General features: G+C 68.5%; 28 protein-coding genes. 12 read left to right on the top strand and 16 right to left on the bottom strand.

Annotated elements, in window-relative coordinates; all coding sequences use genetic code 11:
- The first annotated feature begins 21 nt into the window (after positions 1 to 21).
- Positions 22 to 939 (top strand): dihydrodipicolinate synthase family protein, encoded by a 918-nt coding sequence (locus tag V7Q42_RS15485; protein WP_333824997.1) that lies wholly within the window; start codon positions 22 to 24, stop codon positions 937 to 939.
- Positions 940 to 1,142: 203 nt separating this feature from the next.
- On the opposite strand, the gene V7Q42_RS15480 is transcribed toward V7Q42_RS15485, so the two are convergent.
- Complete coding sequence (locus V7Q42_RS15480) at positions 1,143 to 2,924, bottom strand: IlvD/Edd family dehydratase (protein ID WP_333824996.1); 1,782 nt, start codon at positions 2,922 to 2,924, stop codon at positions 1,143 to 1,145.
- A gap of 576 nt (positions 2,925 to 3,500) precedes the next feature.
- Entirely contained in the window at positions 3,501 to 3,833 is a 333-nt protein-coding gene (locus V7Q42_RS15475; protein ID WP_333824995.1) for a hypothetical protein, read from the bottom strand.
- 387 nt (positions 3,834 to 4,220) lie between these two features.
- On the opposite strand from V7Q42_RS15475, the gene V7Q42_RS15470 reads away from it, so the two are divergent.
- From V7Q42_RS15470 to V7Q42_RS15425, 10 genes are all read left to right on the top strand, one after another.
- Positions 4,221 to 5,264: an ABC transporter ATP-binding protein gene (locus V7Q42_RS15470; RefSeq protein WP_333824994.1), complete on the top strand. Its 1,044-nt coding sequence runs from the start codon at positions 4,221 to 4,223 to the stop codon at positions 5,262 to 5,264.
- Positions 5,261 to 6,550 carry an ABC transporter substrate-binding protein gene (locus V7Q42_RS15465; protein ID WP_333824993.1) on the top strand — a complete coding sequence of 430 codons (1,290 nt, stop codon included), beginning with the start codon at positions 5,261 to 5,263 and terminating at the stop codon, positions 6,548 to 6,550. The genes V7Q42_RS15470 and V7Q42_RS15465 overlap by 4 nt, the downstream gene beginning before the upstream one ends.
- A gap of 77 nt (positions 6,551 to 6,627) precedes the next feature.
- Positions 6,628 to 7,917, top strand: coding sequence for an ABC transporter substrate-binding protein (locus V7Q42_RS15460; RefSeq protein ID WP_333824992.1), 1,290 nt, complete (start codon positions 6,628 to 6,630; stop codon positions 7,915 to 7,917).
- Positions 7,918 to 8,017: 100 nt separating this feature from the next.
- Positions 8,018 to 8,926, top strand: a complete 909-nt coding sequence (locus V7Q42_RS15455) for a carbohydrate ABC transporter permease (protein ID WP_442958216.1) — start codon at positions 8,018 to 8,020, stop codon at positions 8,924 to 8,926.
- A complete protein-coding gene (locus V7Q42_RS15450) occupies positions 8,923 to 9,744 on the top strand; it encodes a carbohydrate ABC transporter permease (RefSeq protein WP_333824990.1) in 822 nt (273 codons plus the stop codon). Before V7Q42_RS15455 ends, V7Q42_RS15450 begins: the two co-directional genes overlap by 4 nt.
- A gap of 99 nt (positions 9,745 to 9,843) precedes the next feature.
- Complete coding sequence (locus V7Q42_RS15445; RefSeq protein WP_333824989.1) at positions 9,844 to 10,773, top strand: carbohydrate ABC transporter permease; 930 nt, start codon at positions 9,844 to 9,846, stop codon at positions 10,771 to 10,773.
- Positions 10,774 to 10,775: 2 nt separating this feature from the next.
- Positions 10,776 to 11,627, top strand: coding sequence for a carbohydrate ABC transporter permease (locus V7Q42_RS15440; protein ID WP_333824988.1), 852 nt, complete (start codon positions 10,776 to 10,778; stop codon positions 11,625 to 11,627).
- Between the two features lie 10 nt (positions 11,628 to 11,637).
- Positions 11,638 to 12,957: an ABC transporter substrate-binding protein gene (locus V7Q42_RS15435; protein WP_333824987.1), complete on the top strand. Its 1,320-nt coding sequence runs from the start codon at positions 11,638 to 11,640 to the stop codon at positions 12,955 to 12,957.
- 85 nt (positions 12,958 to 13,042) lie between these two features.
- Positions 13,043 to 13,873, top strand: a complete 831-nt coding sequence (locus tag V7Q42_RS15430) for a phosphodiesterase (protein WP_333824986.1) — start codon at positions 13,043 to 13,045, stop codon at positions 13,871 to 13,873.
- Between the two features lie 293 nt (positions 13,874 to 14,166).
- Positions 14,167 to 14,436: a hypothetical protein gene (locus V7Q42_RS15425; protein ID WP_333824985.1), complete on the top strand. Its 270-nt coding sequence runs from the start codon at positions 14,167 to 14,169 to the stop codon at positions 14,434 to 14,436.
- A gap of 205 nt (positions 14,437 to 14,641) precedes the next feature.
- On the opposite strand, the gene V7Q42_RS15420 is transcribed toward V7Q42_RS15425, so the two are convergent.
- Genes V7Q42_RS15420 through phnG form a run of 11 tightly spaced genes read right to left on the bottom strand, consistent with a single transcriptional unit; the run spans position 14,642 to position 23,017 of the window.
- The gene (locus V7Q42_RS15420; protein WP_333824984.1) at positions 14,642 to 15,256 is read right to left on the bottom strand and encodes a chloramphenicol acetyltransferase; all 615 of its coding nucleotides are present in this window, start codon (positions 15,254 to 15,256) and stop codon (positions 14,642 to 14,644) included.
- A 20-nt stretch (positions 15,257 to 15,276) separates the two neighbouring features.
- The gene (locus tag V7Q42_RS15415; RefSeq protein ID WP_333824983.1) at positions 15,277 to 15,969 is read right to left on the bottom strand and encodes a DUF1045 domain-containing protein; all 693 of its coding nucleotides are present in this window, start codon (positions 15,967 to 15,969) and stop codon (positions 15,277 to 15,279) included.
- A gap of 9 nt (positions 15,970 to 15,978) precedes the next feature.
- A complete protein-coding gene (gene phnN / locus V7Q42_RS15410) occupies positions 15,979 to 16,581 on the bottom strand; it encodes a phosphonate metabolism protein/1,5-bisphosphokinase (PRPP-forming) PhnN (protein ID WP_333824982.1) in 603 nt (200 codons plus the stop codon).
- The gene (locus V7Q42_RS15405; protein ID WP_333824981.1) at positions 16,581 to 17,771 is read right to left on the bottom strand and encodes an alpha-D-ribose 1-methylphosphonate 5-triphosphate diphosphatase; all 1,191 of its coding nucleotides are present in this window, start codon (positions 17,769 to 17,771) and stop codon (positions 16,581 to 16,583) included. The genes phnN and V7Q42_RS15405 overlap by 1 nt, the downstream gene beginning before the upstream one ends.
- Positions 17,768 to 18,406, bottom strand: coding sequence for a DapH/DapD/GlmU-related protein (locus V7Q42_RS15400; protein WP_333824980.1), 639 nt, complete (start codon positions 18,404 to 18,406; stop codon positions 17,768 to 17,770). Before V7Q42_RS15400 ends, V7Q42_RS15405 begins: the two co-directional genes overlap by 4 nt.
- Positions 18,403 to 19,119, bottom strand: coding sequence for a phosphonate C-P lyase system protein PhnL (gene phnL, locus V7Q42_RS15395; RefSeq protein WP_442958212.1), 717 nt, complete (start codon positions 19,117 to 19,119; stop codon positions 18,403 to 18,405). Before phnL ends, V7Q42_RS15400 begins: the two co-directional genes overlap by 4 nt.
- Positions 19,120 to 19,127: 8 nt before the next feature.
- Positions 19,128 to 19,901: a phosphonate C-P lyase system protein PhnK gene (gene phnK, locus V7Q42_RS15390; RefSeq protein ID WP_333824979.1), complete on the bottom strand. Its 774-nt coding sequence runs from the start codon at positions 19,899 to 19,901 to the stop codon at positions 19,128 to 19,130.
- Positions 19,898 to 20,794 (bottom strand): alpha-D-ribose 1-methylphosphonate 5-phosphate C-P-lyase PhnJ, encoded by an 897-nt coding sequence (locus V7Q42_RS15385; RefSeq protein WP_333824978.1) that lies wholly within the window; start codon positions 20,792 to 20,794, stop codon positions 19,898 to 19,900. Before V7Q42_RS15385 ends, phnK begins: the two co-directional genes overlap by 4 nt.
- Positions 20,791 to 21,915, bottom strand: coding sequence for a carbon-phosphorus lyase complex subunit PhnI (locus V7Q42_RS15380; protein ID WP_333824977.1), 1,125 nt, complete (start codon positions 21,913 to 21,915; stop codon positions 20,791 to 20,793). Before V7Q42_RS15380 ends, V7Q42_RS15385 begins: the two co-directional genes overlap by 4 nt.
- Positions 21,915 to 22,517: a phosphonate C-P lyase system protein PhnH gene (gene phnH / locus V7Q42_RS15375; RefSeq protein WP_333824976.1), complete on the bottom strand. Its 603-nt coding sequence runs from the start codon at positions 22,515 to 22,517 to the stop codon at positions 21,915 to 21,917. Before phnH ends, V7Q42_RS15380 begins: the two co-directional genes overlap by 1 nt.
- Positions 22,517 to 23,017 (bottom strand): phosphonate C-P lyase system protein PhnG, encoded by a 501-nt coding sequence (phnG, locus tag V7Q42_RS15370; protein WP_333824975.1) that lies wholly within the window; start codon positions 23,015 to 23,017, stop codon positions 22,517 to 22,519. The genes phnH and phnG overlap by 1 nt, the downstream gene beginning before the upstream one ends.
- Before the next feature lie 157 nt (positions 23,018 to 23,174).
- Between phnG and phnF the strand changes: the two genes are divergently transcribed.
- Positions 23,175 to 23,891, top strand: a complete 717-nt coding sequence (gene phnF / locus V7Q42_RS15365; RefSeq protein WP_333824974.1) for a phosphonate metabolism transcriptional regulator PhnF — start codon at positions 23,175 to 23,177, stop codon at positions 23,889 to 23,891.
- A gap of 191 nt (positions 23,892 to 24,082) precedes the next feature.
- Here phnF and phnE (V7Q42_RS15360) read toward each other — a convergent pair whose 3' ends face one another.
- The 3 genes from phnE (V7Q42_RS15360) to phnD form a co-directional block, all read right to left on the bottom strand.
- Positions 24,083 to 24,970 carry a phosphonate ABC transporter, permease protein PhnE gene (gene phnE / locus V7Q42_RS15360; protein ID WP_442958215.1) on the bottom strand — a complete coding sequence of 296 codons (888 nt, stop codon included), beginning with the start codon at positions 24,968 to 24,970 and terminating at the stop codon, positions 24,083 to 24,085.
- Positions 24,971 to 25,005: 35 nt separating this feature from the next.
- Positions 25,006 to 25,902, bottom strand: coding sequence for a phosphonate ABC transporter, permease protein PhnE (gene phnE / locus V7Q42_RS15355; protein ID WP_333824972.1), 897 nt, complete (start codon positions 25,900 to 25,902; stop codon positions 25,006 to 25,008).
- Between the two features lie 84 nt (positions 25,903 to 25,986).
- Positions 25,987 to 26,901 (bottom strand): phosphonate ABC transporter substrate-binding protein, encoded by a 915-nt coding sequence (gene phnD, locus V7Q42_RS15350; RefSeq protein ID WP_333824971.1) that lies wholly within the window; start codon positions 26,899 to 26,901, stop codon positions 25,987 to 25,989.
- Positions 26,902 to 26,975: the final 74 nt, after the last annotated feature.

Genomic DNA, 26,975 nt, shown 5'->3' with positions numbered 1-26,975 from the left:
TCACCACGAAAGGCGAGACCCGTGCGAACCCCTCTCACCGGCATCCTTCCCGTCGCGCCGACGCCCTTCCATGCGGACGGCCGCGTCGACGAAGCGGGTATGCGCCGGGTCCTCGACCTGATGATCGACCAGGGTGTCGACGCGATCTGCGTCCTCGCCAACTACTCCGAGCAGTTCGTGCTGTCGGACGAGGAGCGTGCGATGCTGACGCGGCTCTGCCTCGAACACGTCGCCGGGCGAAAGCCGGTGATCGTCACCGTCAGCCATTTCTCGACCGCCATCGTCGTGGCCCGCGCCAAGGCGGCCGAGGCGATGGGCGCGAGCATGGTGATGATGATGCCGCCCTATCACGGCGTCGGCCTGGTGCCGGCCGAACAGGGGATCTTCGAGCATTTCCGAGCGGTGTCGGATGCGATCTCGATCCCGATCATGGTGCAGGATGCGCCGATCTCGGGCGCGAACCTGTCGGTGCCGCTGCTCGCCCGGATGGCGCGCGAGATCGAGAACGTCGGCTACTTCAAGATCGAGACCCCTTTCGCGGCGGACAAGTTGGCGGCGCTGATCGAAGTCGGGGGCGAGGCGATCCTCGGCCCCTTCGACGGCGAAGAAGCGGTCACGCTCCTGGCCGATCTCGATGCCGGCGCCACCGGGACGATGACCTCCGGTCTCTTCCCCGAAGCGATCCGTCCGATCATCGTGGCGCATCGCGCCGGCGACATGGCGGCCGCGCTGGAGCAGTGGCGGCGCTGCCTGCCGCTGATCAATCACGAGAACAGGCAATGCGGGCTGCGCGCCTGCAAGACCGTCTATGCCGCCGGCGGGGTGATCGCCAGCGACCACGTGCGCCACCCGCTGAAGCCGATGTCGGAGCGCACGCGCGCTCGGCTGCTCCAGCTCGCGACGGAGTTGGACATCCTCGCCCTGCGCTGGGGCAAGTGATCGAAGGGGCCGTCGGTGTTCGTGGCCGGCTGCCCGGCCGACCGACCGCCGTCTCGCGCCCCCTCCCCCTCGGTCGATGACGCGACGTCGGTGCCGGACGCGCCGGTCACGACGGGAAACGACCGGAGTCGATCGCGAGATCGGCCCCGGCCGCACTCCGTCGTCGTCCGGCGCGTGGCACGACTCGCCCGTCGTCCGGCGGCTCAGTGATTGTCGCGCGGCAGATCGCGGGCGACGCCGTGGTAGCAGGTGGCGAGTTCGAGACAGCCGCCGTCGGCGAGCTGGCCGACGTGCTGGCGGTAGATCTCCTGCCACGGCGTCTGGTTGTGCAGCGCCGGCGGGGTCCACGCGGCCTTGCGTGCGGCCCATTCGTCTTCGGGCACGAGTGCATTCAGCGTGAAGGCGTTCAAGTCGAGCAGCACCTTGTCGCCGGTCTTCAGAAACGCGAGGCCGCCGCCCACGACACTTTCCGGCGAGGCGTTGAGGATCGAGGGGCTTTCGGAGGTCCCCGATTGGCGCCCGTCGCCCACCGTCGGCAGATGCGCGATGCCGCGCTTGAGCAGGTCGTCCGGCGGCTGCATGTTCACCACCTCGGCCGAGCCCGGATAGCCGACGACGCCGACGCCGCGGATGAACAGGATCGTGTCCTCGTCGATCTTCAGCGCCGGATCGTTGATCGAGGCGTGGTAGTCCTCCGGCCCTTCGAACACGACGGCGCGCGCTTCGAACGTGTTCTCCGCGCCGGGGCGCGACAGGAAGCGGGCGCGGAAGTCGGCCGAGATCACCGAGGTCTTCATCAGCGCCGTGTCGAACAGATTGCCCGAGAGAACCAGGAAGCCGGCGTTCTCGCGCATCGGCGCGTCGTAGCTCTTGATCACCTCGGTGTCGCGCGATCGCCAGTCACCGATCGTTTCGTCGACGGTCTTGCCGGTCACCGTCATGGCATTCAGATGCAGCCGTCCGGCAGATTTCAACTCGCCCATGATCGCCGGGACGCCGCCGGCCCGATAGAAGGCCTCGCCGAGGTATTTGCCCGCCGGCTGGATGTTGGCGAGCAGCGGAACGTCGTAGCCGACCGTCTGCCAGTCCCGAACGTCGAGTTCGATCCCGGCATGGCGCGCCACCGCCTGCAGATGCGGCGGAGCGTTGGTCGAGCCGCCGATCGCCGAGTTCACCCGGATCGCGTTCTCGAAAGATTCGCGCGTGAGGATGTCGGAGGGCTTGAGGTCCTCGTAGACCATCTGCACCGCCCGCTTGCCGGTCTGGTAGGCCATCGCCATGCGCTCGCGGAACGGCGCCGGGATGGCCGAGCAGCCGGGCAGGCTCATGCCGAGCGCCTCGGCCATGGCGTTCATCGTGCTCGCCGTGCCCATGGTGTTGCAGTGGCCGAGCGAGGGCGCGGCCGCGGTCACCCGCGACATGAACTCCTCGTAGTCGATCACCCCTTCGGCGAGCAGCCGACGGCTCTCCCAGACGATGGTGCCGGACCCGACGAGCGTTCCGTCCCACCAACCGTCGAGCATCGGCCCGCCGGAGAGCACGATCGCCGGAATGTCGACCGTCGCCGCCCCCATCAACATGGCCGGCGTGGTCTTGTCGCATCCGGTGGTGAGGACCACGCCGTCGATCGGATAGCCGTGCAGCACCTCGACCAGGCTCAGATAGGCGAGATTGCGGTCGAGCGCCGCGGTCGGCCGTTTGCCGGTCTCCTGGATCGGGTGCACCGGGAATTCGATCGGCACGCCTCCCCCGTCGCGGATGCCGGCCTTGATCCGATCGGTGAGGAACACGTGGATCTTGTTGCAGGGGCTGAGATCCGATCCGGTCTGGGCGATGCCGATGATCGGGCGGTCGCCCTGAAGCTCCTCGCGGGTGTATTCCTGGTTCAGATAGCGCTCGATGTAGAGCGCCGTCATTCCCGGGTTGTTGGGATTGTCGAACCACTCCTGGGATCGAAATCTCTTGTTGGCACGCGTATCGGTCATCGGCGCTTTCCCCGAGAGGGTCCGGCCACTGGTTTCGTGGCCCTGTTTTTTTGGTATACCAAATTCGACTTTGGTGGACCAGTGCGAATGTCGACGGCGAGCGGACGTGCTGCCGCACTCCACCGCTCGTCGACGACATTCGCCCGCGGCTCGTGGCGGACGGCGGTTCGGCTCGCGGTTCGACATGCGGCCGAGAGCGACCGCAGCGCACCGCGGCCGGTTCGCTTCACGGTTCCGGGGCCGGACGTGTCGTCGGCGCGCCTGCGACGAAGAACGAGGTCGGGTGGATCATCCGATGAACGGACGTGGTGCGTCGGCATCCGGCACGCAGCATCCGGTCCGTGTGGACGGCGACAGGGGAACGACACGTTGCCGCGCCCGTCTGGTCGGGGAAGACGGCGCTTCTCGACGGCGTCGCCCGCGACGACGGCACGAGCCCGGCGACCGCCTCATACCGAGTTCACGAAATTCGGACTCGTCCGAATTTCGTGAGTTGCGGCCCGACCGGCCGACGCCCGTTCGGGCTCGCCTTCGCGGATGAAGTTCCGAACAGGTCGGAACTTCATCCGCTCGGTATCACGAGCCGCGCAACGCGTCGGCGTAGCCGGGGTCGATCTCGCGATCGAAGGGGGCCGAGACCCTTGCCCGGACGCCACACCACCGAGCGGGTCGTCTTGTTCTCGAAGGCCGGGCCGAGGGCGACGACGCTCGCCGTTCGGGACGGACCTCGACGGTCTTCGAGGCCGTGGCCAGTTCGCCGCCGTGGAACTTCTCCTCGAGATGCGTCGTCACGATGATCGGCCCGGCCGTTCCGGTGACGAAGGTGTAGATCCGTGGATCGGCCGTCGGACCGGCACTCGCCACCTCGCCGGGCTGCTGAGCGAAGAATGAAGTTGATCTGGTCGGCATCCGCGGTCGCGCGATCCACGATGAAGCCGGCCGGCACCGCATCACGAGCACGAAGTCGTTCATCCATGGTGCCGATTCCTTGCCGAAGCAGCGCTGATCGGAGCCGCGAACTTCATCGAAAGTGCCGCAGACCCGAGAGTGCTCGCCGACCGACACCAAGACCCATGAAAAACGGAAGCCGGCGATCACGGGGCAATTCCCGGTGACGCGCGACCGGGTGGCGCGGCGCGATGACGGTCGACGACGGATCGTGCCGCACGGCGCGCCCAATTCGGACATTCGCCTCGCGTCGCCCCCGATCGCATGCCGCGGCGCATCCGAGCGACATCAAACCTTCAACGGAACTTCCTAGGTCTCGACGATCGACGCCGACCGGAGGCAGGGAAGATGTCCGACGTCCGTATCGAAGGGCTGAGCAAGGCCTTCGGTGATCAGCGTGCCGTGGATGCGATCGATTTCGAGGTCGCATCGGGCGAACTCTGCGTGCTGCTCGGCCCCTCCGGATGCGGCAAGTCGACGACGCTGCGGCTGGTGGCCGGACTGGAGGAGCCGAGCGACGGCCGCATCCTCGTCGACGGCGTCGACGTCGCCCACAAGGCGCCGAAGGACCGGCGCATCTCGATGGTCTTCCAGTCCTACGCGCTGTTTCCCCATCTCTCGGTCGCCAAGAACATCGTCTTCGGCCTCGAGGTGCGCGGGGTGGCGAAGGCGGTCCGCGCCGAGCGCCTCGCGCGCGTCGCCGCGATGACCGGCCTCGCGCCCTATCTCGATCGCAAACCGTCGCAACTCTCCGGCGGCCAACGCCAGCGCGTCGCACTGGCCCGCGCCATCGCCGGCGAGCAACCGATCTGCCTGATGGACGAGCCGCTCTCCAACCTCGACGCCAAGCTCCGGGCCGAGATGCGGCTGGAGATCCGCGCGCTGCAGCAGCGCCTCGGCATGACCATGCTCTATGTCACGCACGACCAGATCGAGGCCATGACCATGGCCGATCGCGTCGTGCTGATGAATGAAGGTCGGATCGAGCAACAAGGCGCTCCGGCAGAGCTCTACGAGCGGCCGGCGACCACTTTCGCGGCCCGCTTCATCGGCGCACCGGCGATGAATCTGGTGCCGCTCGAAACCTCCGCGGGTCCGGTTCTCGCCGGGGTCCGCGCCGAGCACGTCGAACTGGTCGAGGTCGGTGCCGGCCGGGTCGCCGGGCGGGTCAAAGCGCTCGAGTACCACGGCGCCGACACGGTCGTCGCCGTCGACACCGAACATGGCGGCGACTTCGCCGTACGCCGGCCCGGCCGGGTCCGTGCCGCCGTCGGGGAGACGGTGGCGCTCGCCTGGAACCCCACCCACGAACATCGCTTCGATCCCACCACCGGTCGCCGCCTCGGCGCGATCGCGTCCTCTCCGTCGAACAGTGAGCCCGTCAGATCATGAAGCCCACGCGTCGCACGTTTCTCGCCGCCTCGTTCCTCGCCGGTTCCCTCCTCGCCGGCATGGCCCCGGCCGCCGCGGAGACGAAGATCACCTTCTACTACCCGGTCGCGGTCGGCGGTCCGGTGACCAAGATCGTCGACGGTCTGGTCGCCGGCTTCGAGAAGGATCACCCGGGGGTGAAGGTCGAGGCGGTCTATTCCGGCTCCTACCAGGACACCACCGCCAAGATCCTGACCGCGGTGAAGGGCGGCAACGCCCCGAACGTCGCGGTGGCGCTCTCCACCGACATGTTCACCTTCATCGACGAGGACGCGATCCTGCCCTTCGACGACGCGGCGGGGAAGGACGCGAAGGCGTGGTTCGACGGCTTCTATCCGAGCTTCATGGCCAACAGCCGCACCGGCGGCAAGACCTGGGGCATCCCGTTCCAGCGCTCGACCGTGGTCATGTACTACAACAAGGACGCCTTCGAGGAGGTCGGCCTCGACCCCGAGAAGGCGCCGGCGAGCTGGGACGAGATGCGTGAGGCGGCGAAGAAGCTGACCAAACGCGATGCGGCCGGCAACGTGACGCGCTGGGGCATCGAGATCCCCTCGTCCGGCTTCCCCTATTGGCTGTTCCAGGGGCTCACCACCGAGAACGGCGCCATCCTGATGAACGAGGCCGGCAACAAGGTCGCCTACGACGACCCGAAGGTGGTCGAGGCGCTGCAATACTGGGTCGACCTCTCGACCAGGGACAAGGTCCACCCCACCGGCATCGTCGAATGGGGCACCACGCCCAAGGACTTCCTCGAGGGGAAGACCGCGATGATGTGGCAGACCACCGGCAACCTCACCAACGTCCGCAAGAACGCGTCGTTCCGCTTCGGCGTCGCCATGCTGCCGGCCAAGGTGCGTCGCGGCTCGCCGACCGGCGGCGGCAACTTCTATCTGTTCAAGGGCTCGAGCCCGGAGCAGCAGAAGGCCGTGGTCGACTTCGTGAAGTGGATGACGACGCCGGAGCGCGCCGCCGACTGGTCGATCGCCACCGGCTACGTCGCCACCTCGCCGACCGCCTGGGCGACCGACAAGATGAAGGCCCACGTCGCCGACTTCCCCGCCGCGGCGGTCGCCCGTGACCAGCTCGAGCATGCCGTCGCCGAGCTCTCGACCCACGACAACCAGCGCGTCACCAAGGCCTTCAACGACGGCCTCCAGGCGGCGCTGACCGGCTCGAAGTCCCCGGCCCAGGCGATGAAGGACGCCCAGGCCGAGGCCGATCGCATCCTCGCCGCCTACCGCTGATCCGGACCCCGCGGCCCGGCGTCCGCGCCGGGTCGCCCGACACTCCGTCTTCCCCCCTCTCCGGAAGGAGTTCACAGATGTCGCACCTCACCCGTCGCGGCCTCGCCGCCGCTTGCCTCGCCTTGTCGCTCTCCGCGATCCCGGCCTCGGCCGCCGATCTCGAGCTTCGCTTCTTCTACCCGATCGCCGTGTCGGGCCCGATCACCAAGCTGGTCGACGAGATGGCGGCGGAGTTCTCCAAGGCCCATCCCGGCGTCACGGTGAAGCCGATCTACGCCGGCGACTACGTCCAGACCATCGGCAAGGCGCTGACCGCGATCAAGGGCGGCGACGTCCCCGACATGGCGATCCTGCTCGCCGCCGACATCATCACCCTGACCGACGAGGACGCGGTGGTGGCGATGGACGACCTCGCCACCACGGCCGCCGACAAGGCCTGGCTCGCCGGCTTCTATCCGTCGTTCATGGAGAACGCCAAGCTCGGCGGCAAGACCTGGGCGGTGCCCTACCAGCGCTCCACCCCGGTGCTCTACTGGAACAAGGAGGCCTTCAAGGAGGCCGGTCTCGACCCCGACGTGGCGCCGCGGACCTGGGCGGAGATGCGCGACTTCGCCAAGAAGCTGACCGTCAAGGACGCGAGCGGCAACGTCACCCGTTGGGGCCTCGAGATCCCCTCGGACGGCAACACCTCGTGGCTCTTCACCGGCCTCGCCACCGCCAACGACGTGCGGCTGGTGAACGCCGAGGGCACCAAGACCAATTTCGCCGATCCCAAGGTGGTCGAGGCGCTGACCTTCTTCCGCGATCTCTCCACCGTCGACGGCGTCCAGCCGAAGGGCCTCACCTCCTGGGGTGCGGCGCCGCGCGACTTCCTCGAGAAGAAGATCGCGATGATCTGGACCACCACCGGCAACCTCTCCAACATCCGCAAGAACGCCTCGTTCCCGTTCGGCGTCGGCATGCTGCCGGCCAAGGCGCATTTCGGCGCACCGACCGGCGGCGGCAACTTCTACATCTTCAAGGGCACCTCGGCGGAACGCCGGAAGGCCGCCTTCGAGTTCGTCAAGTGGATGACGACGCCGGAGAACTCGGCCCGCTGGTCGATCGCCACCGGCTATGTCGCAACCTCGCCGGCGGCCTGGGCCACCGACGCGATGAAGGCCCATGTCGCCGACTTCCCGCAGGCGGCGGTGGCGCGTGACCAGCTGCAGCACGCGGTTTCCGAGATCACCGTGCACGAAGGCCAGCGCGTCATGAAGGTCTTCAACGACAATCTCCAGGCGGCGCTGGTCGAGACCAAGACGCCGGAGACCGCGATGAAGGACGCCCAGGCCGAGGCCGAGCGCATCCTCGCCGCCTACCGCTGAGACCGAAGCGAACCGGCGAGACGCGACCCTCCGGTCGCGTCTCGCCCGCCGCACGAACCGAAAGGCGACATCGCCGATGCGGGCACCCAGCCGTTCCGACATGCCGGAAACCGGACGGTCCTTCGGACCCTTCCGCTCGCCGCGCCTGCGCACCGTCGAGGCCTGGCTGCTGCTGCTGCCTTCGGTCGTCCTCTTCGCCGCCTTCACCCACCTGCCCTTCGTCCGCACCTTCGTCGACGCCTTCTTCTCGACGCCGAAGGGCAGGCGGCCGTCGCATTTCGTCGGCCTCGACAACTGGTCCGACCTCGCCCACGACCCGATCTTCTGGAAGGTTCTGATCAACAACACCTGGTATGCGCTCGGCACCATCCCGCTGTCGGTCGGCATCGCACTGGTCATGGCGCTGTGGGTGAACGGTCGGATCCCCGGCCGCGGCCTCCTCCGCATGGCCTATTTCACCCCGACGGTGCTGCCGATGATCGCGGTCGCCGACATCTGGCTGTTCTTCTACACCCCCGACTACGGCCTCTTCGACCAGATCCGCGGGCTCTTCGGCTTCGCCGCCACCAATCGGCTCGGCGACCCGTCCTCGGCGCTCGTCGCCGTCATGGTGGTGGCGGTGTGGAAGGAGGCGGGGTTCTTCATGATCTTCTATCTCGCCGCGCTCCAGCAGATCCCGCCCGATCTGCGCGACGCCGCGGCGATCGAGGGGGCGTCGCGCTTCGCCTTCTTCCGCCGGGTGATCTGGCCGCTTCTGATGCCGGTGACGCTCTTCGTCCTGGTCAACGCGGTGATCAACGCCTTCCGTACCGTCGACCACATCTTCATGATGACCGGCGGTGGACCGGACAACGCCACCAATCTGCTGCTCTTCCGGCTCTACGAACTCGGCTTCAAGTTCTGGGACCAGGGTCAGGCCTCGGCGCTGACGGTCGTCCTCATCGCGGTGCTGTCGACGCTGGCGCTCGTCCAGTTCCTCATCGCCGGGCGGGGAGTGCACTATCGATGAACCGCCGCACCCACCCCCTCGTCGCGGCTATCGAAACGGCGTTCGCCTGGGCTCTCGGCCTCGCCTGGCTGGCGCCGCTCCTCTACGCGGTGTGGACGGCGTTCCACCCACCGGCCTTCGCCACCCGGTTCGATCTCGGGGCGCCCTTGACCCTCGAGAATTTCCACCGCGCCTGGGAAGCGGCACCGTTCGCGCGCTATTTCCTCAACACGGTGGTGATCGTCGCACTGATCGTCGCTTCGCAGATCGTGCTCGGCACGCTCGCCGCCTTCGCGCTCGCCCGCTTCACCTTCCGTGGCCGCGACCTGCTCTTCGCCGTCATCCTGCTGCAACTGATGATCGCGCCGGAGATCCTGGCGGTCGCCAACTACCGCACCATGAAGGCGCTCGGTGCGGTCGACACCATCTGGGGCATCGTCCTGCCCTATCTCACCTCGGCCTTCGGCATCTTCCTGCTGCGCCAGACCTTCCGCACCGTGCCGCAGGATCTCGAGGACGCCGCGCGGATCGAAGGATGCGGCACGCTCGGCGTGCTCTGGCGGGTCTACGTGCCCGCCGCCCGGCCGGTCCATCTCGCCTACGGTCTCGTCCAGGCGAGCTGGCACTGGAACAACTTCCTGTGGCCGCTGATCATCACCAACTCGGTCGAGAACCGGCCGCTCACCGTCGGCCTGTCGGTCTTCGCCTCGGTCGATCAGGGCATCGACTGGTCGGTGATCACCGCCGCGACGTTGATGACCTCGGCGCCGCTGTTGCTCGCGTTCCTGGTGTTCCAACGCCGCTTCGTCCAGTCGTTCATGAGCGCCGGTCTTCGCTGACGGCGAACAGGTCATCTTCGCCGAAACGTCATCGAACGGACGACGCACCGTCATACGGCCCGGCCAGTCTCGCCCCCGACTTGTCGACGAGGAGACGAGATGACGGCGATCGAGGCGACGGACGCGTACACGGGCCCCGCATCGCGTGCGGCGGTGATCGTGCGGCGCCACACCGGTCTCGCCTTGACGCTGCTCGCCCCGTCGCTGGTCTTCCTGGTGCTGTTCACCTACTGGCCGATCGTGCAGGTCGCGCTCGATGCGGCGACCCTCACCACCTTCGGCTCGAAATCGGTCAGCTACGGGTTCGGGAACTTCGCCCGGCTCTTCGGCGATCCGGCCTTCGCTCATGCGGTGTCCAACAATCTGATCTATGCCGTCGGTACGGTGGTGCCGTCGATCGCGCTGGCCTTGGCGCTCGCCCTCGGGCTCGAGGAGGCGACCGGCATCGCCACGACGATCCGCACGGTCGTCTTCTTTCCCGTACTGATCCCGCTGGTCGCCGCCGCGGCGCTCTTTCTCTTCGTCTTCCTGCCGGGTATCGGCCTGCTCGACCACCATCTGGCGAAACTCGGCGCGCCGCGCACCAACTGGCTCGGCGACCCCGACGTCGCGCTCTGGTCGTTGATCGGCCTCACGGTCTGGAAGAACGCCGCCTACTACATGCTGTTCTTCCTCGCCGGGCTGCAGTCGATCCCGGCCGATCTCTACGAGGCGTCGCGCATCGAGGGCGCCTCGGCGATGCAGCGTTTCGTCCGGGTGACGCTGCCGCTGCTCGGGCCGACCTTCGCCTTCGTCGTCGTCATCGCGCTGGTCAACGTCGTCACCCAGGTCGACCACGTCGTGGTGCTGACCAAGGGCGGGCCGTCCGACAGCACCAATCTGGTGCTCTACTACATCTACCAGCAGGCCCACGAGAACTACGACACCGGCAAGGCCGCCGCCGCCACGGTGGTGTCGCTCACCGCGCTCGCCGCGCTCTCGGTCCTGTCGCTGCGCACGCTCGAGCGTGCCGTCCACTACGAGACGTGACCATGGCCGCGTCCCGCTCTTCCGCCCGCCGGCTCGACCCCGCCCGTCTCCTCGGCATCGCCTTCCTCGCGATCGTTGCGCTCGTCTGGTCGACGCCGCTCGCCTGGATGATCGTCGCCTCGTTCCGGCCGCAGAGCTTCGGCGGGCTCGACATGGCGTCGCTCACGCCGAACTTCACGCCGACACTGGCCAACTGGCGCGAGGCGCTCGACAGCGCCGACTTCGCCCGCCTCTACCTCAACACCGCGATCGTCTGCCTCGGTATCCTGGGCGTACAGCTCGTCACCATCACGCTCGCCGGCTGGGCCTTCGCCCGGCTGGAGTTCCGCGGCCGCACGGTGCTGTTCTACGCCTTCCTGCTGCAGTTGATGCTGGTGCCGCCGATCCTCATCGTCCCCAATCTGGTGACGATCACCCGGCTCGGGCTCTACGACACGCTGACGGCGGTGATGGCGCCCTATTTCGCCTCCGCCTTCGGCGTCTTCCTGATGCGCCAGACCTTCCGCACCATCCCGCGCGACTACGAGGAGGCGGCGGTGGTGGAGGGGGCGGCGTGGTGGCAGGTGGTCGGCCGCGTCCTGGTGCCGCTCGCCCGGCCCGGTCTCGTCGCCTTCTCGATCGTCTCGGTCGTCGCCCATTGGAACGAGTTCCTGTGGCCGCTGATGGTCGTCTCCTCGACCGAGAACCAGACCCTCACCATCGGTCTCGCCTCCTTCACCCAAGGAGCGGAGAGCGCCTCGCAATGGGGCGTCATCGCGGCGGGGACCTTCCTCGTCGCGGCGCCGCTGATGACCGCCTTCGCGCTGTTCCAGCGGCAGTTCGTCAATTCCTTCCTCTTTTCCGGCGTCAAATAGGAGAACGACGATGCGTCCCCTGTCGAAGGTCGCGCTCGCGACCGCCTTCGCCCTCTCCCTCGGGCTCGGCTCGGCCGAAGCCGCCACCGAGATCGAGATGTTCTTCCCCGTCCCCGTCGAGGGCAAGCTCGCCAAGGAGATGCAGAACCTGATGGAGCGCTTCAACGCGGCCCATCCGGAGATCAGGGCGAAGGCCGTCTACACCGGCACCTACGACGAGACCAACCTCAAGACCCACGCCGCGATCAAGGCCGGCCGGCCGCCGGCGGCGGTGATCATGAGCGCCAACTTCGTGCTCGAGTATCAGATCGGCGACGAGATCGAGGCGCTCGATCCGCTGGTCGAGGCCGACGGCAAGACCGCGGACGAGTTCATGAACCGCTTCTGGCCGGCGCTTCACGGCAACGCCCGCTTCGCCGGCAAGATCTGGGCGGTGCCGTTCCACAACTCGACCCCGCTGCTCTACTACAACACCGACCACTTCAAGGAGGTCGGTCTCGACCCCGCCAAGCCGCCCAAGACCTGGGCCGAATGGGCCGACGCGGCGAAGAAGCTGACCAAGCGCGACGGTGACAAGACGGTGCGCTGGGGCCTGATGCTGCCGTCGAACTACGACTATCTCGGGTGGATCATGACGGCGCTCGACATGTCGAACGGCGGCCAGTACTACAACACCGAATACGGTGGCGAGGTCTATTACGACCAGCCGTCGATGCGCGGGGCGCTGACCTTCGTCGACAACCTCGTCCATCGGGACAAGGTGATGCCGGAGGGCGTCACCGACGGCAAGGTCGTGTCGACCGCCTTCTTCGCCGGCGAAGCTTCGATGGTGTCGCTGTCGACCGGTTCGCTCTCCTTCATCCGTGAGAACATGAAGCAGGGCTACGCCGTCGCCTTCGTGCCGGCCAACATCCGCAACGGCGTCGCCATCGGCGGCGCCTCGCTGATGATGCCGAAGGGCCTCACCGCCGAGCAGAAGAAGGCCTCCTGGACACTGATCAACTGGCTGACCAGCCCCGAGATCTCCGGCCACTGGAGCCGCTTCACCGGCTATTTCGCCCCCAACAAGGCGGCCTACGAACTGCCGGAGATGAAGAAATTCCTCTCCGAGAACCCGGACGCCGAGGTCGCCGTCGACCAGCTCGCCTACGCCCGCTCGTGGTTCGCCACCTATTCCACCGTCGCCGTGCGCAAGGCGCTCGAGGACGAGGTGCAGGCGGTGCTGTCGGGCAAGAAGAAGCCGCTCGAGGCGCTGAAGGCGGCGCAGGCCAAGGCCGAAGAGATCATGAGCCCTTATGTCGCCGCGACGGCGATGAACCTGCCGAAGTGATCGACGACGGCACATGCGACCATCGAACCCGCGGTCCTCCGGGAGCGCGGGTTCCCTTCCCTCCTCCTCGCAAGAGACCCATCGGATGATCCTCGCGCACCTCACGGACCTGCACATCCGCCCGACCGGCCTGCCGGCCTATCGCGTCGCCGAGACCAACAAGCTCTTCGCCCGGGCGATCGACGCGCTCCTGGCGCTGGAGCCGCGGCCCGACGCGGTGGTGATCACCGGCGATCTCACCGATTGCGGCCTCGTCGAGGAATACGAGGTGCTCGCCGCGCAATTGGCGCGCCTGCCGATGCCGGTCCATCTGGTGCTCGGCAACCACGATCGCCGCGAGGCCTTCCATGCGGTCTTCGGCGAAGCCGAGGGCGCGGCGCCGGGCTTCACCGGCTTCGACGTCGCCGTCGCCGGCGTGCGGGTGATCGGCATCGACACGGTCGTCCCCGGCGCCTCCTTCGGCATGCTGTGCGACGCCCGTCTCGACGACCTCGAAGCGCGTCTGGCCGCGCGACCCGAGGTCCCGACCCTCGTCGCCATGCATCATCCGCCGGCCGCCTGCGGCATCGGTCACATGGACCGCATCGCTTTGATGGACGGAGCCGAACGCCTCGCCGAGATCATCGCCCGACACCCCAACGTCGAGCGGATGCTCGCCGGCCACCACCATCGGCCGATCCAGTCGCGCTTCGCCGGGACGATCCTCCAGGTCGCGCCCTCGGTCGCTCATCAGGTGGTGCTCGATCTGTCGCAATACGGCCCGCCCGCCTTCGTCATGGAACCCGCCGCCTATCTCGTCCACGCCCTGGTCGACGGCGCGGTGGTCTCCCATCAGGCCTATGTCGAGCGCCACGACGGACCCTATCCCTTCGTGCTCGACGCCGACTATCCGGGTGCGGAGCAGGGGGCTTCGTGACGATCCGGCGAACTTCGTGAATGACATGGCGCATGGACCGCCGGTCCGTGTCGTGCTCGGGTGTGGGCGTCGCGGTCCCGAGATGGAATCCGGCTCGGCCAGAGGGGCAGTTGCCGGTCGAAGCGAGCGCCGACACGGTATTTACCGGATGAGGCGCGACCGCGGCTCATCGCCCGCAGAGGCGATCGCCGGACGGCGATCTCGGACGGCCGAGAAGCACGAGGGTGAACGACCGGAAGAAGACACCCTTCGCGGATGAATCTCCGACGGGTTCGGGTACGGAGGCCTGAAAGATGGACCAGAAAACGGACGTTCACTCGATGTCGCAGGGTCGTCGCGCCACCGGCGACGGCCGGAACATCTCCTGGCGCCGGACATGGCCGTTCGGTGCGGACGACGATTTCGTCGCCGATCTCCCCGGCGGCGGCTGGGCGCGGATCCGGCTGGTGCACGAGGTCACCGGCGACGACCACTGGGACTGGTCCTTCGTCGGCCGCCACATGGGGCGGGGCGCGGCGTCGAGCCGCGACGTCGCGGAATGGGATCTGGCTCGGCAGTTGTGAGCCGCGCGGCAGGCCGGGCGGATCACGCCGAACCGACGAAATCCCGACTCGTATCGACGTGGACTTCGCGAAGGCGCTCGCATCCGGTCCTCTCCCTCCGCGACAAGGGGGAGGGGACGTCGGAGCACCGGCCTTCGAAACAGAACCGCCTCCCGAGAGGGTCGGAACTTCGTACGACCGCCATCAGGTCTCGCCCCGGCGAACCTCAGCCGCCGTATTCGGCGAGAAACGCCTCGACCGCGAGTGCCCGGAAGTCGGGCAGCGCGGCGCGCAGGGTCTCGTGGTCCCAGTCCCACCACGCCAGTCGTTCGATGCGTCCGGCGACCGCCTCCGAGAACCGACGGCGGATCGGTTTCGCCGGGTTCCCCGCGACGATCGTGTAGGGGGCGACGTCCTTCGTCACCACCGCGCCACCGGCCACCACGGCCCCGGTGCCGATCGTCCGCCCGGCGAGAACGATCGCGCCGTGGCCGATCCAGACGTCGTGGCCGATCGTCACCGCGTGGTCGCGCCGCCAGTCGAAGAAGTCGTGGTCGTCGGCCTCGCCGTCGAAATAGGCGGAGGCGCGATAGGTGAAATGCGCCTGGGTGATCCGCTCCATCGGGTGATTGCCCGGATTGATGCGGGTGTGCGCCGCGATCGAGCAGAACTTGCCGAGCGTCGTGTAGATGATCTCGGCGTCCTGGACGACGTAGGAGTAGTCGCCGAAGGTCGACTCGGTGACGCGCGAGCGGGCGCCGACCTCGGTGTAGCGGCCGAACCGGCTGTCGGTGACGATGGCGGTCGGGTCGATGGTCGGGTCGACGGAGAGCTTCTTCATCGGTGGCATCCGGAGGCGCGTCAGGCGGCGAAGGGAAAGCGCTCCATCACCCGGAAGGGTGCGGCGCGATGGTCCTGCCGGAAAACGACGATGGCGTCGACGGCGAGCGGTCGGGCGACATCGCCGAGGAAGTCGGCGAGGCCGTCGCGCACGGCGCCGCGCCGGTCCTCGGGAAGCGACCCGGTCAGCGTCATGTGGAAGCGGAAGTTCTCGAACACCCAGGGGTAGCCCCAGCGGTCGACAGCGGCGACGTGGCGCGGGTCGTCGAGGCCGGCGACGCGGCGGGCGCGCTCCGCGTCCGACAAGGGCGCGCGAAAGGGTTCGAAAGCGACGACGCAGTCGGCGGCGAGCCCTTCGAGGTCGGCGTTCGAAGCATCGGGCGTGAGCGCCACGAAGGACTTCATCGCGCGGACCGAGAGATCCCCGACCGAGAAGCCGCGGCGTGTGGCGGCGAAGCCGCGCGCCGCATCGGTCAGCAGGATCTCGTCGGCGTCGTCGGCGAGTTCGAACGGCGCCTTCAGCGTCGCATGGAACCCGTAGCGGCGCGGCTCGGCGGTCAGATCGCGCCAGTCGTCGCGGTCGCAGGGCGTCACCGTCGGAAAGGCGAGGCTCTCGCCGGTCACCGCATCGCGACCGATCACCCGCGAGGCGGCGCGCCACAGCGGCGTCTCGGGGGCCGGCGCCAGATAGATCCCGTAGCGGGGTTTCGACATGGTCGCTCCTCAGGCGAGCGCGATCACGCCGAGGAAGGCGGAGATCGCTGTGTCGAGTTCGCCGCCGTTGTCGATCGTGGTGTCGGCGCTCGGCCGATTCCCCGGCTCGAAACGGCGGGCGAGGCGTTCCGTCCCGGCCCCGTCGCTCGGCCGAGCCCGGGCGGCGATGCGGCGGGCGAGAACGTCGGCGGGGGCCGTCACCTCGACCACCGTGACGTCCGGCCAACGACGCCGCGCATCGCCGACGACGGTGCGCGACACGTTGATCACCACGGTGCGGCCGACGGCCAGATCGGCCTCGACCGTCGAGGGAATACCATAGAGATGGCCGTGCGCCTCCCAGACCAGCGCGAAGCCGCCCCGCTCGACCACGGCGCGGAACCCGGCTTCGTCGGCGACGACGTTGTCCTCGGCTTCGCTCGCCGGCCGCGTCACCACCCGGCGGGGGAAGACGTAGCGTCCGTCGCCGGCGAGCGTGAGGCGCGCCGCTTCGATCAGGGTGTCCTTGCCGGCGCCCGAGGGGCCGACGACCAGCACCAGACGCCCCGGCAGGACATCGGTCGTGGTGACGGTCGCGCCGTCGACGAAGGAGGAGCCGAGCCGAGCCTCCATCACGACACCCGCCGGCCGAGGCGGAAGACCTCGCGCACCACCGGATGGCCGTCGACCAGCCGAACACGAACGATGTCGCCGCGTTTACCGGTGGCGATCTCGCCGCGGTCGGTCATGCCGGTCGCTTCCGCCGGGTTCTTGGTGACGGTGCGGATGGCGCCGGGCAAGCCGCCGATCGCCGCGACGTCGGCGATGCCGAAGGCGCCCTCGATCAGGCTCACCGGCACGTAGTCGGAGGAGAGGATGTCGAGGACACCGGCTTGCGCCAGCTCGCGGGCCGAGACGTTGCCGGAATGCGAGCCGCCGCGCACCACGTTGGGCGCCCCCATCAACACGGCGAGGCCGTTGGCATGCGACGCGCGCGCCGCCTCGACCGTGGTCGGGAACTCGGCGACGGCGACCCGATCGGCGGCGGACTCGACGACGTGGTCGACGGTGGTGTCGTCGTGGCTGGCCAGCGCGACGCCACGATCGTGGCCGATGTCGACGAGAGCACGGCGATGGGGAAGCGCGTTGCGGTCGTGCAGCGCCTTGCGGGCGGCGAAGAAGGCGTCGAGTTCGGCTTCGTTCATCCCCTTCTTCTTGCCGCGGTAGTAGTCGCGCAGCTTCTCCTCGTCGCGGAACTGGCGCTGGCCGGGGGTATGGTCCATCAGCGACATCAGGCGGACGTCGAAACGGGCGAGATAGTCGCGGGTCTGCTCGAGCACGTCGTCGGAGCAGATCTCGCAGCGCAGGTGAGTGTGGTGGTCGACGCGCAGGAGGCCGGTGGTCTTGGCGCGTTCGATGGCGTCGCCCAGCGCGAAGAGCCGCGCGCCGAGCGACACGCTGTCGCCGTCCGAGCCGGCGCGCAGGCTGTCGAAGACGGTGGTGATGCCGGCCGCCGCGATCTGCGCGTCATAGGCGAAGACCGCCGAGAACGGTTCCCAGAACACCTTCGGCCGCGGCGAATAGTGCGGTTCGAGATGGTCGGTGTGGAGTTCGACCAGACCGGGGACGAGGAGATCGTCACCCCAGTCCTCGGACGCCGGCAGGATCCGATCCTCTTCGATGCCGACGACGATGCCGTTCTCGATCACCACCGTGCCGGGGACGACGCGGTCGGCGAGCACGATCGACCGCGAGGCGACGACGAGGGAACCGACCGGTTCCGGCGGGATCGCGAGCGAGGGCTTGGCGTCGAGGATGGTCATGGCGTCTCGTACCTTTCGAGGAAGGCGTCGATCGTGAGATCGCGGAAATCGGATACCGCCGCCTCGAGACGGTCGTGTGACCAGTCCCACCAGGCGAGCTTCACCAAGCGGTCGGCGATGTCCTGCGGAAAGCGGCGGCGGATCGGCTTGGCCGGCACGCCGCCGACGATGGTCCAGGGTTCGACGTCTTTCGCGACGACGGCGCCGGCGGCGATCACCGCGCCGTCGCCGACGGTGACGCCGGCGAGCACCGTGGCGCCGTGACCGATCCACACGTCGTTGCCGATGCGGGTCACCGCGCCGCGCCGGCGTTCGAAGAAGGCGGTGTCACGCTTCGCGGCGGGCCAATAATATTCCGGCGTGTAGGAGAGCCGGTGCTGGGTCGCCCGCTCCATCGGGTGGTTCGGCGGGCCGATCCGACATTGCGCGGCGATCGCACAGAACTTCCCCACCACCGCGTCGGCGATCGAGGTGCCGTGCATCAGGTAGCTGTAGTCGCCGATCGTCGCGTATTCGGCGTAGACCCCTTCGCCGAGCTCGACGTGATGCCCGAGGATGGTCTCGCGCATCGCCACCGTCGGGTGGACGAGGCCTTCGGCCGGGATCTTCGGCTGCGGGGCGAGCGGCGCGTTCATGCGGCGGCCCTCCCGGCGGCGAAGCCGGTGACGTCGACGATCCGGGTCGCCACCCGCTCGCGCACGTCGGTGTCGTGGAAGATGCCGAGGAGCGCAGTGCCGGCCGCCTTCTTGGCCTCGATCAGTTCGACCACGGCGGCGCGATTGGCGGCGTCGAGCGAGGCGGTCGGCTCGTCGAGGAGGAGCAGGCGGACGTCGGCGATCAGGCCGCGGGCGATGTTGACCCGCTGTTGCTCGCCGCCGGAGAAGGTCGCGGGGGGGAGCGACCATAGACGTTCCGGCACGTTGAGCCGGTCGAGCAGGGCCTCGGCCTTCGCCTGCGCCGTGTCGCGGTCGAGCCCCTGGGCCAAGGCCGGCTCCATCACCACGTCGAGGGTGGCGACGCGGGGGACGACGCGCAGGAACTGGCTGACGTAGCCCATGGTCGAGCGGCGCAACGCCAGGATGTCGCGCGGTTCGGCGGCAGCGACGTCGACCACTTCTCGGTCCGTCGCGACGGCGATGCGGCCGCGATCGACGCCGTAGTTGCCCCAGACCATCTTGAGGAGCGACGACTTGCCCGCCCCCGACGGCCCGCCGAGGACGACGCACTCGCCGGCGAAGACCTCGAAAGCGACGCGCTCGACCACGGGGATGGTCAGTCCGCCGCGCAGATGCATGACGAAGCGCTTGGCGACGTCCTCCACCCGGAGGATCGGATCGATCTTCGACATCGCGGACCTCACGGTTGCAGGATCGAGGAGACGAGGAGCTGGGTGTAGGCCTCGCGCGGGTCGTCGAGGACGCGGTCGGTGAGCCCCGCCTCGATCACCCGGCCGCGGCGCATCACCATGATCCGGTCGGAGAGGAGACGGGCGACGGCGAGGTCGTGGGTGACGACGATCACCGCCAGCCCCATGTCGGCGACGAGGCGCTTGAGGAGATCGAGCAGGCGCGCCTGCACCGAGACGTCGAGACCACCGGTCGGCTCGTCCATGAAGACGAGGCGCGGCGCGGTGACGAGGTTGCGGGCGATCTGCAGGCGCTGGCGCATGCCGCCGGAATAGGCCGTCGGCTTCTCGTCGATGCGGGCGATGTCGATCTCGACCCGTTCGAGCCAGTCCTCGGCCTTGGCGCGGATGTCGCCGTAGTGACGCGCGCCGACCGCCATCAGCCGCTCGCCGACGTTGCCGCCGGCCGAGACGCCCATGCGCAGGCCCTTCGCCGCGTCCTGATGGACGAAGCCCCAATCGGTGCGGAAGAGGAAACGCCGCTCGGCTTCCGAGAGCGAGACGAGATCGCGGATCGAGCCGTCGCGCATGCGGTAGGCGACGGTGCCGGCGGAGGGAGCGAGCTGGCCCGAGAGCAACGACAGCAGCGTCGATTTGCCCGACCCGCTCTCACCGACGATCGCCAGCACCTCGCCCTCGCGGATGTCGAAGGAAACGTCGCGACAGCCGAGCCGGTCGCCGTACCACTTGGTGAGGCCGCGCGCCTCGAGCAGGGGAGCGGTCACGGGCGGTTCTCCTTCGGCGCGTCGCCGAGGAGGGCGCCGCGACGGCCCTCGGCGCGGCGGGTCTCGCAGTGGTCGGTGTCGGAGCAGACGAACATCCGCCCGCCGCGATCGTCGATCACCACCTCGTCGAGATAGGCGTCGGTCGCCCCGCACAGCGCGCAGGGCGCTTCGAACTTCGTCCGCTCGAACGGGTGATCCTCGAAGTCGAGGCTCTCGACGCGCGTGAAGGGCGGCAACGCGTAGATGCGTTTCTCGCGACCGGCGCCGAAGAGCTGGAGCGCCGGGCTCATGTGCATCTTCGGATTGTCGAACTTGGGGATCGGCGAGGGATCCATCAGGTAACGGCCCTCGACCTTCACCGGATAGGCGTAGGTCTTGGCGATGTGGCCGTGGGTGGCGATGTCCTCGTAGAGCTTGACGTGCATCAGGCCGTAGTCGGCGAGCGCATGCATCACCCGCGTCTCGGTCTCGCGCGGCTCGAGGAAGCGCAAGGGCTCGGGGATCGGCACCTGATAGATCAGCGTCTGCCCCGCCTTCAGCGGCTCCTCCGGGATGCGATGGCGGGTCTGGATGACGCTGGCCTCGCCCGTCCGGGTGGTCACGGCGACGCCGGCGGTCTTCTGGAAGAAGGCGCGGATCGACACCGCGTTGGTGGTGTCGTCGGCGCCCTGGTCGATGACCTTGAGCACGTCGGCCGGGCCGAGGATCGCCGCCGTCACCTGGATGCCGCCGGTGCCCCAGCCGTAGGGCATCGGCATGTCGCGGGCCGCGAAGGGCACTTGATGGCCGGGGATCGCCACCGCCTTGAGGATGGCGCGGCGGATCATCCGCTTGGTCTGCTCGTCGAGATAGGCGAAGGCATAGCCCTCGGTCCGCTTGATCGGTGCGGTCATTCGGCGGCCTCCTCGTAGACGGATTCGGCGTCGGCTTCGCGCGCGGCACGGGCGGCGGCGTGCTCGCGCCGCATCTGGCGAACCAGCGCCAGTTCGGCCTGGAAATCGACGTGGTGCGGCAGCTTCAGATGCTCGACGAAGCCGGTCGCCTGGACGTTGTCGGCATGCGACAGAACGAATTCCTGGTCCTGCGCCGGATGCTCGACCGCGCCGCCGAGGTCCTCGGTGCGCAACGCCCGATCGACCAGCGCCATGGCCATCACCTTGCGCTCGACCTGGCCGAAGGCGAGGCCGTAGCCGCGGGTGAAACTCGGCTCGATCTCGGCCGAGCCGGCGAACTGGTTGATCATCTGGCATTCGGAGACGGTGACCGTCCCGAGCGGCACGGCGAAGCCGAGCTCCGGCACCTCGAACTCGACCTCGACCTCGCCGATGCGGATCTCGCCGGCGAAAGGGTGGGTCGAGCCGTAGCCGCGCTGGGTCGAATAGCCGAGCGCCAGGAGGAAACCCTCGTCGCCGCGGGCGAGTTGCTGCAGGCGCAGATCGCGGTCGGCCGGCACACGCAGCGGCGCGCGGGTGAGATCGCCGGGTTCGACGCCCGCTTCGCCCGCCGGTTCGGCTTCGATCAGCCCCTCTCCGTCGAGAAGGTCGGTGACCCGCGGCATCGCCACCGTCGCCTCGGTGGTGTCGCGCGCCGGAAGCGGCGTATCGCTGTCGCCCATCAGGGCGAAATCGACGAGCCGGTGGGTGTAGTCGAAGGTGGGACCGAGGATCTGGCCACCGGGCAGGTCCTTGTAGGTGGCCGAGATGCGGCGCTCCACGCCCATGGCACCGGTGTCGAGCGGCACCGAATAGCCGAAGCGCGGCAGCGTCGTGCGATAGGCGCGCACCAGGAAGGCCGCCTCGATCAGGTCGCCGCGCGCCTGCTTGATCGCCAGCGCCGCGAGATCGCGGTCGTGGAGGGAACCTTCGTTCATCACCCGATCGACGGCGAGGGTGAGTTGTTCGCGGATCTGATCGGCCGCCAGTTCCGGCACCGCCCGATCGCCGCGACGGCGGTGGGCGAGCAGCCGATGGGCGGCTCGGATGGCCTTCTCGCCACCCTTCACCGAGACGTACATCAGCGGATCTCCTCGATGCGGGTGGTGCGCGGCAGGCCCATGACCGAGGTCGAGCCGGAGAGGATCAGGTCGACACCGCGGGGGAAGAGCGCGCGGTTGGCGGCGAGCCGGTCGGCGAGATCGGTCGGGGCGCCGGCGATCGTCACCTCGCAGGCGCCATCGATGCCGGGACCGGAGAGGCGATAGCGGCGGCCGTTGTCGAAGCCGGCGACCCGGAGGACGAGGGTCGCCGAGGTCGAGGGGTCGACGTCGCTGCCGAGGGCGAAGTCGGTGAAATCCGGGGCGTCGTCCGCGCCGATCAGGGCGAAGGCGGCGCGGGCCGGATCGAGCGCCACCGGCGCGCCGGTGTGGAAGGCGAGCCACGCCTCGATCTCGGGCAGGCGCAGGGTCTCGTCGCGCCACACCGCCGTCTCGAAATCGGCGAGGGTGGCGATCACCGCCGCGGCGACGGGCGCGAGCGGCGCGGGGGCCGTGGCGATGCCTTCGACCGGGCGCTCGGTGCCCGGCTCGGCCAGCGCGTCGAGCACGGCGCGGAAGGTCGCCTGCGATTGGAACACCGGGTCGCGGAAGCCCGGGGCGATGGTCGTTGCGGTCGGGGCCATCAGTCGTCTCCGCGCACCAGGGTGAAGAAGTCGACGCGGGTGGCCGCGACCTCCGAGACGCGCCGCGTCTCGTCACGGGCGATACGGGCGGCGAGCGGGGTCAGGATCTCGCGCTCGAGCCGGTCGCGGCTCGTGCCCTCGATCCACAACGCATCGAGGAGCGCCGCGTCGCGGGCCTTCGCCCGATCGCGGCCGAGCACATGCCCGAAGCCCGTCGCTCCCGACGGCAACCGCACCGCCGCACGTGAGACCGTCGCCTCTCCGAGATTGAACGGCGCTCCCGACCCGCCGATCCGGCCGCGCAGCATGACGAGGCCGGTCTCGGCGAGACGCAGATCGATGACGCCGGAGGGCGCGAGATCGCGAACGGGCCTGAGTTCGCCGGCGGTCGCCTTCGCCGCCAACGCCATGACGGCACGGCGCGCCGAGACCGTCGGGTCGGCCGGATCGGAGCCCACGCCGGTGGTGGCGGAACGGGCGGTCGTGTCGATCGGGTTCATGTTCCCTCCACGGTGCGAAGGACGACGGGCTGGAGGAGCGACGAATCCGTCGCTTCATGAGTTGTATATAGTTCTAGACGATTATACTTTTGTGACGGCTCCGGCGGACGACCGCGGGGACGAGCGCGACGCGGCGACGAGAGGTGGGAGAGCGGACATGCTGGCACGCGGCAAGGGCATCGCGGTCTGGCGGCAGGTGTCCGAGATCCTCGAAGCCGGCATGGCTGACGGTACCTGGGGACGCGGGGCACGGTTGCCGACCGAGGCCGAGTTGGCGCTCCGTTTCGGCGTCAACCGCCACACCGTGCGTCAGGCGTTGCGCGATCTCGCCGATCGCGGCCTCGTCCGGGCCCAACAGGGCAGCGGAACCTTCGTCGAGCGAGCTCCCCTCACCTATCCGATCGGGCCCCGAACTCGGTTCTCGGACATCGTCGTCGCCCAGGCGCGCGAGCCCTCGGGCCTACTCCTCGCCGAGACGGCGGAGCCGGCGTCGCCCCTCGTCGCCGAGGCATTACGCCTGCGACCCGGTGAGCCGGTGATCCGGCTCGAGACCACCCGCCACGCCGACGGCGTGCCGATCTCCTGGGCGGTATCCGCCTTCCCGGCGGAACGCTTCCCCGACATGGCCGCGGTCTACCGTGAGACGGGCTCCTTCACCGCCGCATTCCGGGCGGCGGGGGTCGCCGACTACGTCCGCGCCGAGACCCGGATCGGCGCGCGGATCGCCGACGCACTCGATGCCGAACGGTTGGAGATCGCCATCGGCCGACCGGTGATCGAGATCGACTGCGTCAACTCCGATCTCGAAGGGCGACCGATCCAATGGGCCCGCGCCCGTTTCGCCGGCGACCGCGTCCGGGTGACGGTCGGGTGATGCACTCCCCCGCATCACCGGCCAGGGAGCCCGTGTCGACCCTCGGGAGACGGTGTGCGAGATCCTTCGAGACGGGCCTTCGGCCCTCCTCAGGATGAGGCGCTTTCGAGACACTCGTGATCAGAGGCGCCTCATGGTGAGGAGGCGCGCTCGGCGCGCCGTCTCGAACCATCGCGCACAGGAACTCCGCGTCACGTCTCCAGCCGGCGCTCGCCGATGATCGCGAAGCGGACCCGCGCCGAGATCTGGTCGATGATGGCGACGGCGACGAGGATCATCAGCACCAGGAAGGAAACCTGCTGCCATTCGAGCGTACGGATCGCTTCGGAGAGATGGAGACCGATGCCGCCCGCGCCGACGATGCCGATGATCGTCGCCGAGCGGGTGTTGCTCTCGAAGTAGTAGAGGACTTGGCCGGCGATGACCGGCAGGATCTGCGGCAGGATGCCGAAGCGGATGCGGGCGAGGTTCGAGCCGCCGCTCGCCGTCACGCCCTCGATCGGTTTGCGATCGACCGCCTCGATCGCCTCGGAGAACAGCTTGCCGAAGGCGCCGAAGTCCGAGGTCATGATCGCCAACACGCCGGCGAAGGGGCCGAGGCCGACGACGTTGATCCAGATCAGCGCCCAGATCAGCGTGTCGACACCGCGCACGGTGTCGAGGAACCGGCGGGTGCCGAGCTGGAACAGGCGGGCGGGGACGACGTTCTTCGCCGCCAGGAAACCGATCGGAAAGGCGAGGATCGCCGCGGCGAGGGTGCCGAGGAAGGCGATCGCCAGCGTCTCGCCGAGACCGTCGAGGAAGAGGTGGAACCGCGGCCAAGTGCCCGGCGACGGCGGGAACATCAGTGTCACGAAGTGGATCAACTGGCCGATGCCGCCGCCGATCTTGGCCAACGAAAACTCGAGGCGGACGAAGGCGTAGAGGAGCAGCGCCGTCAGAGTGACGACGATCGCCACGGTCAAGACCCGATTGCGCCGCGATCCCTCGAAGATATCGGGATATTTCTTCTCCAGCGCGCGACGGTTGGCGAGCGCCGCCGGACCGAGGGCGGCGCGGATGCGACGCGTGTCCGACATCACGCCGGCGTCGTCGGAGAAGGTCGGGGTCGCGGTCATCGGGCAGCCTCCCGGCCGATCAGGCGGTGGCGAAGGGCTTCGGTGCCGTAGTCGATGACCATGACGGTGGCGATCAGCAGCACCAGCATCGCCGAGACGTCGGCGTAGTAGAACTTGCGGATCGCCTCCATCAGGTCGACGCCGATGCCGCCGGCACCGACGAAGCCCATGACCGAGGCGCCGCGCACGTTGATCTCGAAGCGCAGCAGCGTGTAGCTGACGAAATTCGACAGGACCTGCGGCAGCACCGCGAAGCGGATGGTCTGCGTCCACGACCCGCCCGAGGCGGTGACGCCTTCGACCGGGCGCATGTCCGCATTCTCCACCACTTCGGTGAAGAGCTTGCCGAGCGCCCCCATGGTGTGGATGGCGAGCGCCAACACGCCCGGCAGCGCGCCGAGGCCGAAGGCGAAGACGAAGATCAGCGCGAAGACGAGTTCGGGAACGGTGCGGCAGAATTCGAGGAAACGCACCGCCGACCAGCGCAGCCACCCGGTTCGCGCCAGATTGCGGGCGGCATAGAAGGAGACGACGAAACCGCCGAGTGCGCCGAGGAGGGTGCCTGCATAGGCGATGAGCAGCGTATCGACGAGGAGCCGCGTCCAGCGGGCGAGACCCCACATCCATTCGCCGGGGTGGGAGAGCACCACCCGGCCCAGGTAGTCGCCGCTGTCGAAATGAGCGAGGCGGACGAAATAGCCGCCGAAGGCGCCGAGATTGTTCCAGAACTTGAGCGGCTCGACATCGGCCTGGAGCGCGGCGACCAGCACCGCGACGGCGACGACCGCGGCACCGACCATCGTCCGTCGGCGGCGGCTCGAGGCGGCTTCGGCATAGGCGCGGGTGAGCGGCGCCAGGCGCTCCGACGGCAGAGGAGTGACGGTCGACGACATGGCTCACCGGGATCGCGGTTGCGCGGAACGAACGACGCGAGGAGCCCGCCGACATCGGTCGGCGGGCTCGGGGCACGGGAGCGATCAGCTCTTCTTCTTGCGCAGTTCGTCGACGTACTTGATGAGCGCGCGGGTGTCGTCATAGGCCTTGTCGTCGATGGCTTCCCACGGACGGTTCTTGCCGTCGGAGAGCTTGTTGAAAGCTTCCGGCGCATCCTTGGCGGCGGCGTAGAACGCGGTGGCGATCCTGGTCTTCAGCTCGGCCGGCAGATCGGAGAGATAGGCGTAGGGCGAGTTGATGATCAGCGGCGACTTGAAGATGATGCGGAAGTCGTCCTTCGACGGCACCATCTTCTTGTTGACCATGCGGGTCAGGTTGGAGTCGTCTTCCGAGTTCCACCAGTTGGCGGCGACGTCGACGGTGCCCTGAGAGAGCGCCAGGACGGCGTTCTCGTGGCTACCGGTGGCGACCACCTTGGAGAAGAAGACTTCCGGCTCGATGCCCATCTTGGACAGCGCGTACTTCGGCATGTTGAAGCCCGAGGTCGAGTTCGGGTCGACGAGGCCGAGGTTCTTGCCCTTCAGGTCCTCGATCTTCTGGTAGGGGCTGTCCTTCTTCACGTAGAAGACGGAGTAGTAGCCCTTGGAGCCGTCCTTGTTCACGTCGATGGCGAAAGGCTCGATCTTGGCGCCGACGATGGTGGCGCGCGAATAGGACGCCGGGCCGTAGTAGGCGATGTGGATGTTGCCGGCCTTCTGGCCTTCGATGACGCCGGCGTAATCCTGGGCGACGCGCAGCGTCACCTTGGTGCCGATGGCCTTGGACAGGTACTCGACGAACGGGGTCCAGCGCTCGGTGACGCCGGCGGCGTTCTCCGACGGGATGACGGCGAAGACCAGCTCGGGGTACTTGGCCTTCCAGTCCTGCGCCACGGCGCCGGTGACGGAGAGCGCGAGAGCACCGGCGGCGAGGCCGAGCACGGAACGACGATCGATCATGGGGATTGCTCCTCTCGAGGGGTTCCGTGCGGCCGCGCCGCCCGGAAAGGTGAAGACGATGGACAGCGGACGCG

Origin of the sequence: Pinisolibacter sp. (assembly GCF_036782435.1) — a bacterium.
In the GTDB taxonomy this organism is placed as follows: domain Bacteria; phylum Pseudomonadota; class Alphaproteobacteria; order Rhizobiales; family Ancalomicrobiaceae; genus CALBKH01.
Note: the sequence above shows the minus strand (reverse complement) of the source record. Positions and strands in the feature narration are given on the sequence as shown.

Bases quoted from the DNA above. Each gene is read 5' to 3' on its own strand.
- V7Q42_RS15455 (WP_442958216.1), top strand. From the start codon at position 8,018: ATGCCGGAAACCGGACGGTCCTTCGGACCCTTCCGCTCGCCGCGCCTG.
- phnL (WP_442958212.1), bottom strand. From the start codon at position 19,119: ATGTCGAAGATCGATCCGATCCTCCGGGTGGAGGACGTCGCCAAGCGC.
- V7Q42_RS15450 (WP_333824990.1), top strand. From the start codon at position 8,923: ATGAACCGCCGCACCCACCCCCTCGTCGCGGCTATCGAAACGGCGTTC.
- V7Q42_RS15380 (WP_333824977.1), bottom strand. From the start codon at position 21,915: ATGTACGTCTCGGTGAAGGGTGGCGAGAAGGCCATCCGAGCCGCCCAT.
- V7Q42_RS15460 (WP_333824992.1), top strand. From the start codon at position 6,628: ATGTCGCACCTCACCCGTCGCGGCCTCGCCGCCGCTTGCCTCGCCTTG.
- V7Q42_RS15470 (WP_333824994.1), top strand. From the start codon at position 4,221: ATGTCCGACGTCCGTATCGAAGGGCTGAGCAAGGCCTTCGGTGATCAG.
- V7Q42_RS15405 (WP_333824981.1), bottom strand. From the start codon at position 17,771: ATGACCATCCTCGACGCCAAGCCCTCGCTCGCGATCCCGCCGGAACCG.
- V7Q42_RS15385 (WP_333824978.1), bottom strand. From the start codon at position 20,794: ATGACCGCACCGATCAAGCGGACCGAGGGCTATGCCTTCGCCTATCTC.
- phnH (WP_333824976.1), bottom strand. From the start codon at position 22,517: ATGGCCCCGACCGCAACGACCATCGCCCCGGGCTTCCGCGACCCGGTG.
- V7Q42_RS15415 (WP_333824983.1), bottom strand. From the start codon at position 15,969: ATGTCGAAACCCCGCTACGGGATCTATCTGGCGCCGGCCCCCGAGACG.
- V7Q42_RS15440 (WP_333824988.1), top strand. From the start codon at position 10,776: ATGGCCGCGTCCCGCTCTTCCGCCCGCCGGCTCGACCCCGCCCGTCTC.
- V7Q42_RS15400 (WP_333824980.1), bottom strand. From the start codon at position 18,406: ATGAACGCGCCGCTCGCCCCGCAGCCGAAGATCCCGGCCGAAGGCCTC.
- V7Q42_RS15420 (WP_333824984.1), bottom strand. From the start codon at position 15,256: ATGAAGAAGCTCTCCGTCGACCCGACCATCGACCCGACCGCCATCGTC.
- V7Q42_RS15435 (WP_333824987.1), top strand. From the start codon at position 11,638: ATGCGTCCCCTGTCGAAGGTCGCGCTCGCGACCGCCTTCGCCCTCTCC.
- phnD (WP_333824971.1), bottom strand. From the start codon at position 26,901: ATGATCGATCGTCGTTCCGTGCTCGGCCTCGCCGCCGGTGCTCTCGCG.
- V7Q42_RS15475 (WP_333824995.1), bottom strand. From the start codon at position 3,833: ATGCCGACCAGATCAACTTCATTCTTCGCTCAGCAGCCCGGCGAGGTG.
- phnN (WP_333824982.1), bottom strand. From the start codon at position 16,581: ATGGAGGCTCGGCTCGGCTCCTCCTTCGTCGACGGCGCGACCGTCACC.
- V7Q42_RS15465 (WP_333824993.1), top strand. From the start codon at position 5,261: ATGAAGCCCACGCGTCGCACGTTTCTCGCCGCCTCGTTCCTCGCCGGT.
- V7Q42_RS15430 (WP_333824986.1), top strand. From the start codon at position 13,043: ATGATCCTCGCGCACCTCACGGACCTGCACATCCGCCCGACCGGCCTG.
- phnE (WP_442958215.1), bottom strand. From the start codon at position 24,970: ATGTCGGACACGCGTCGCATCCGCGCCGCCCTCGGTCCGGCGGCGCTC.
- phnE (WP_333824972.1), bottom strand. From the start codon at position 25,902: ATGTCGTCGACCGTCACTCCTCTGCCGTCGGAGCGCCTGGCGCCGCTC.
- phnF (WP_333824974.1), top strand. From the start codon at position 23,175: ATGCTGGCACGCGGCAAGGGCATCGCGGTCTGGCGGCAGGTGTCCGAG.
- V7Q42_RS15480 (WP_333824996.1), bottom strand. From the start codon at position 2,924: ATGACCGATACGCGTGCCAACAAGAGATTTCGATCCCAGGAGTGGTTC.
- V7Q42_RS15445 (WP_333824989.1), top strand. From the start codon at position 9,844: ATGACGGCGATCGAGGCGACGGACGCGTACACGGGCCCCGCATCGCGT.
- phnG (WP_333824975.1), bottom strand. From the start codon at position 23,017: ATGAACCCGATCGACACGACCGCCCGTTCCGCCACCACCGGCGTGGGC.
- V7Q42_RS15425 (WP_333824985.1), top strand. From the start codon at position 14,167: ATGGACCAGAAAACGGACGTTCACTCGATGTCGCAGGGTCGTCGCGCC.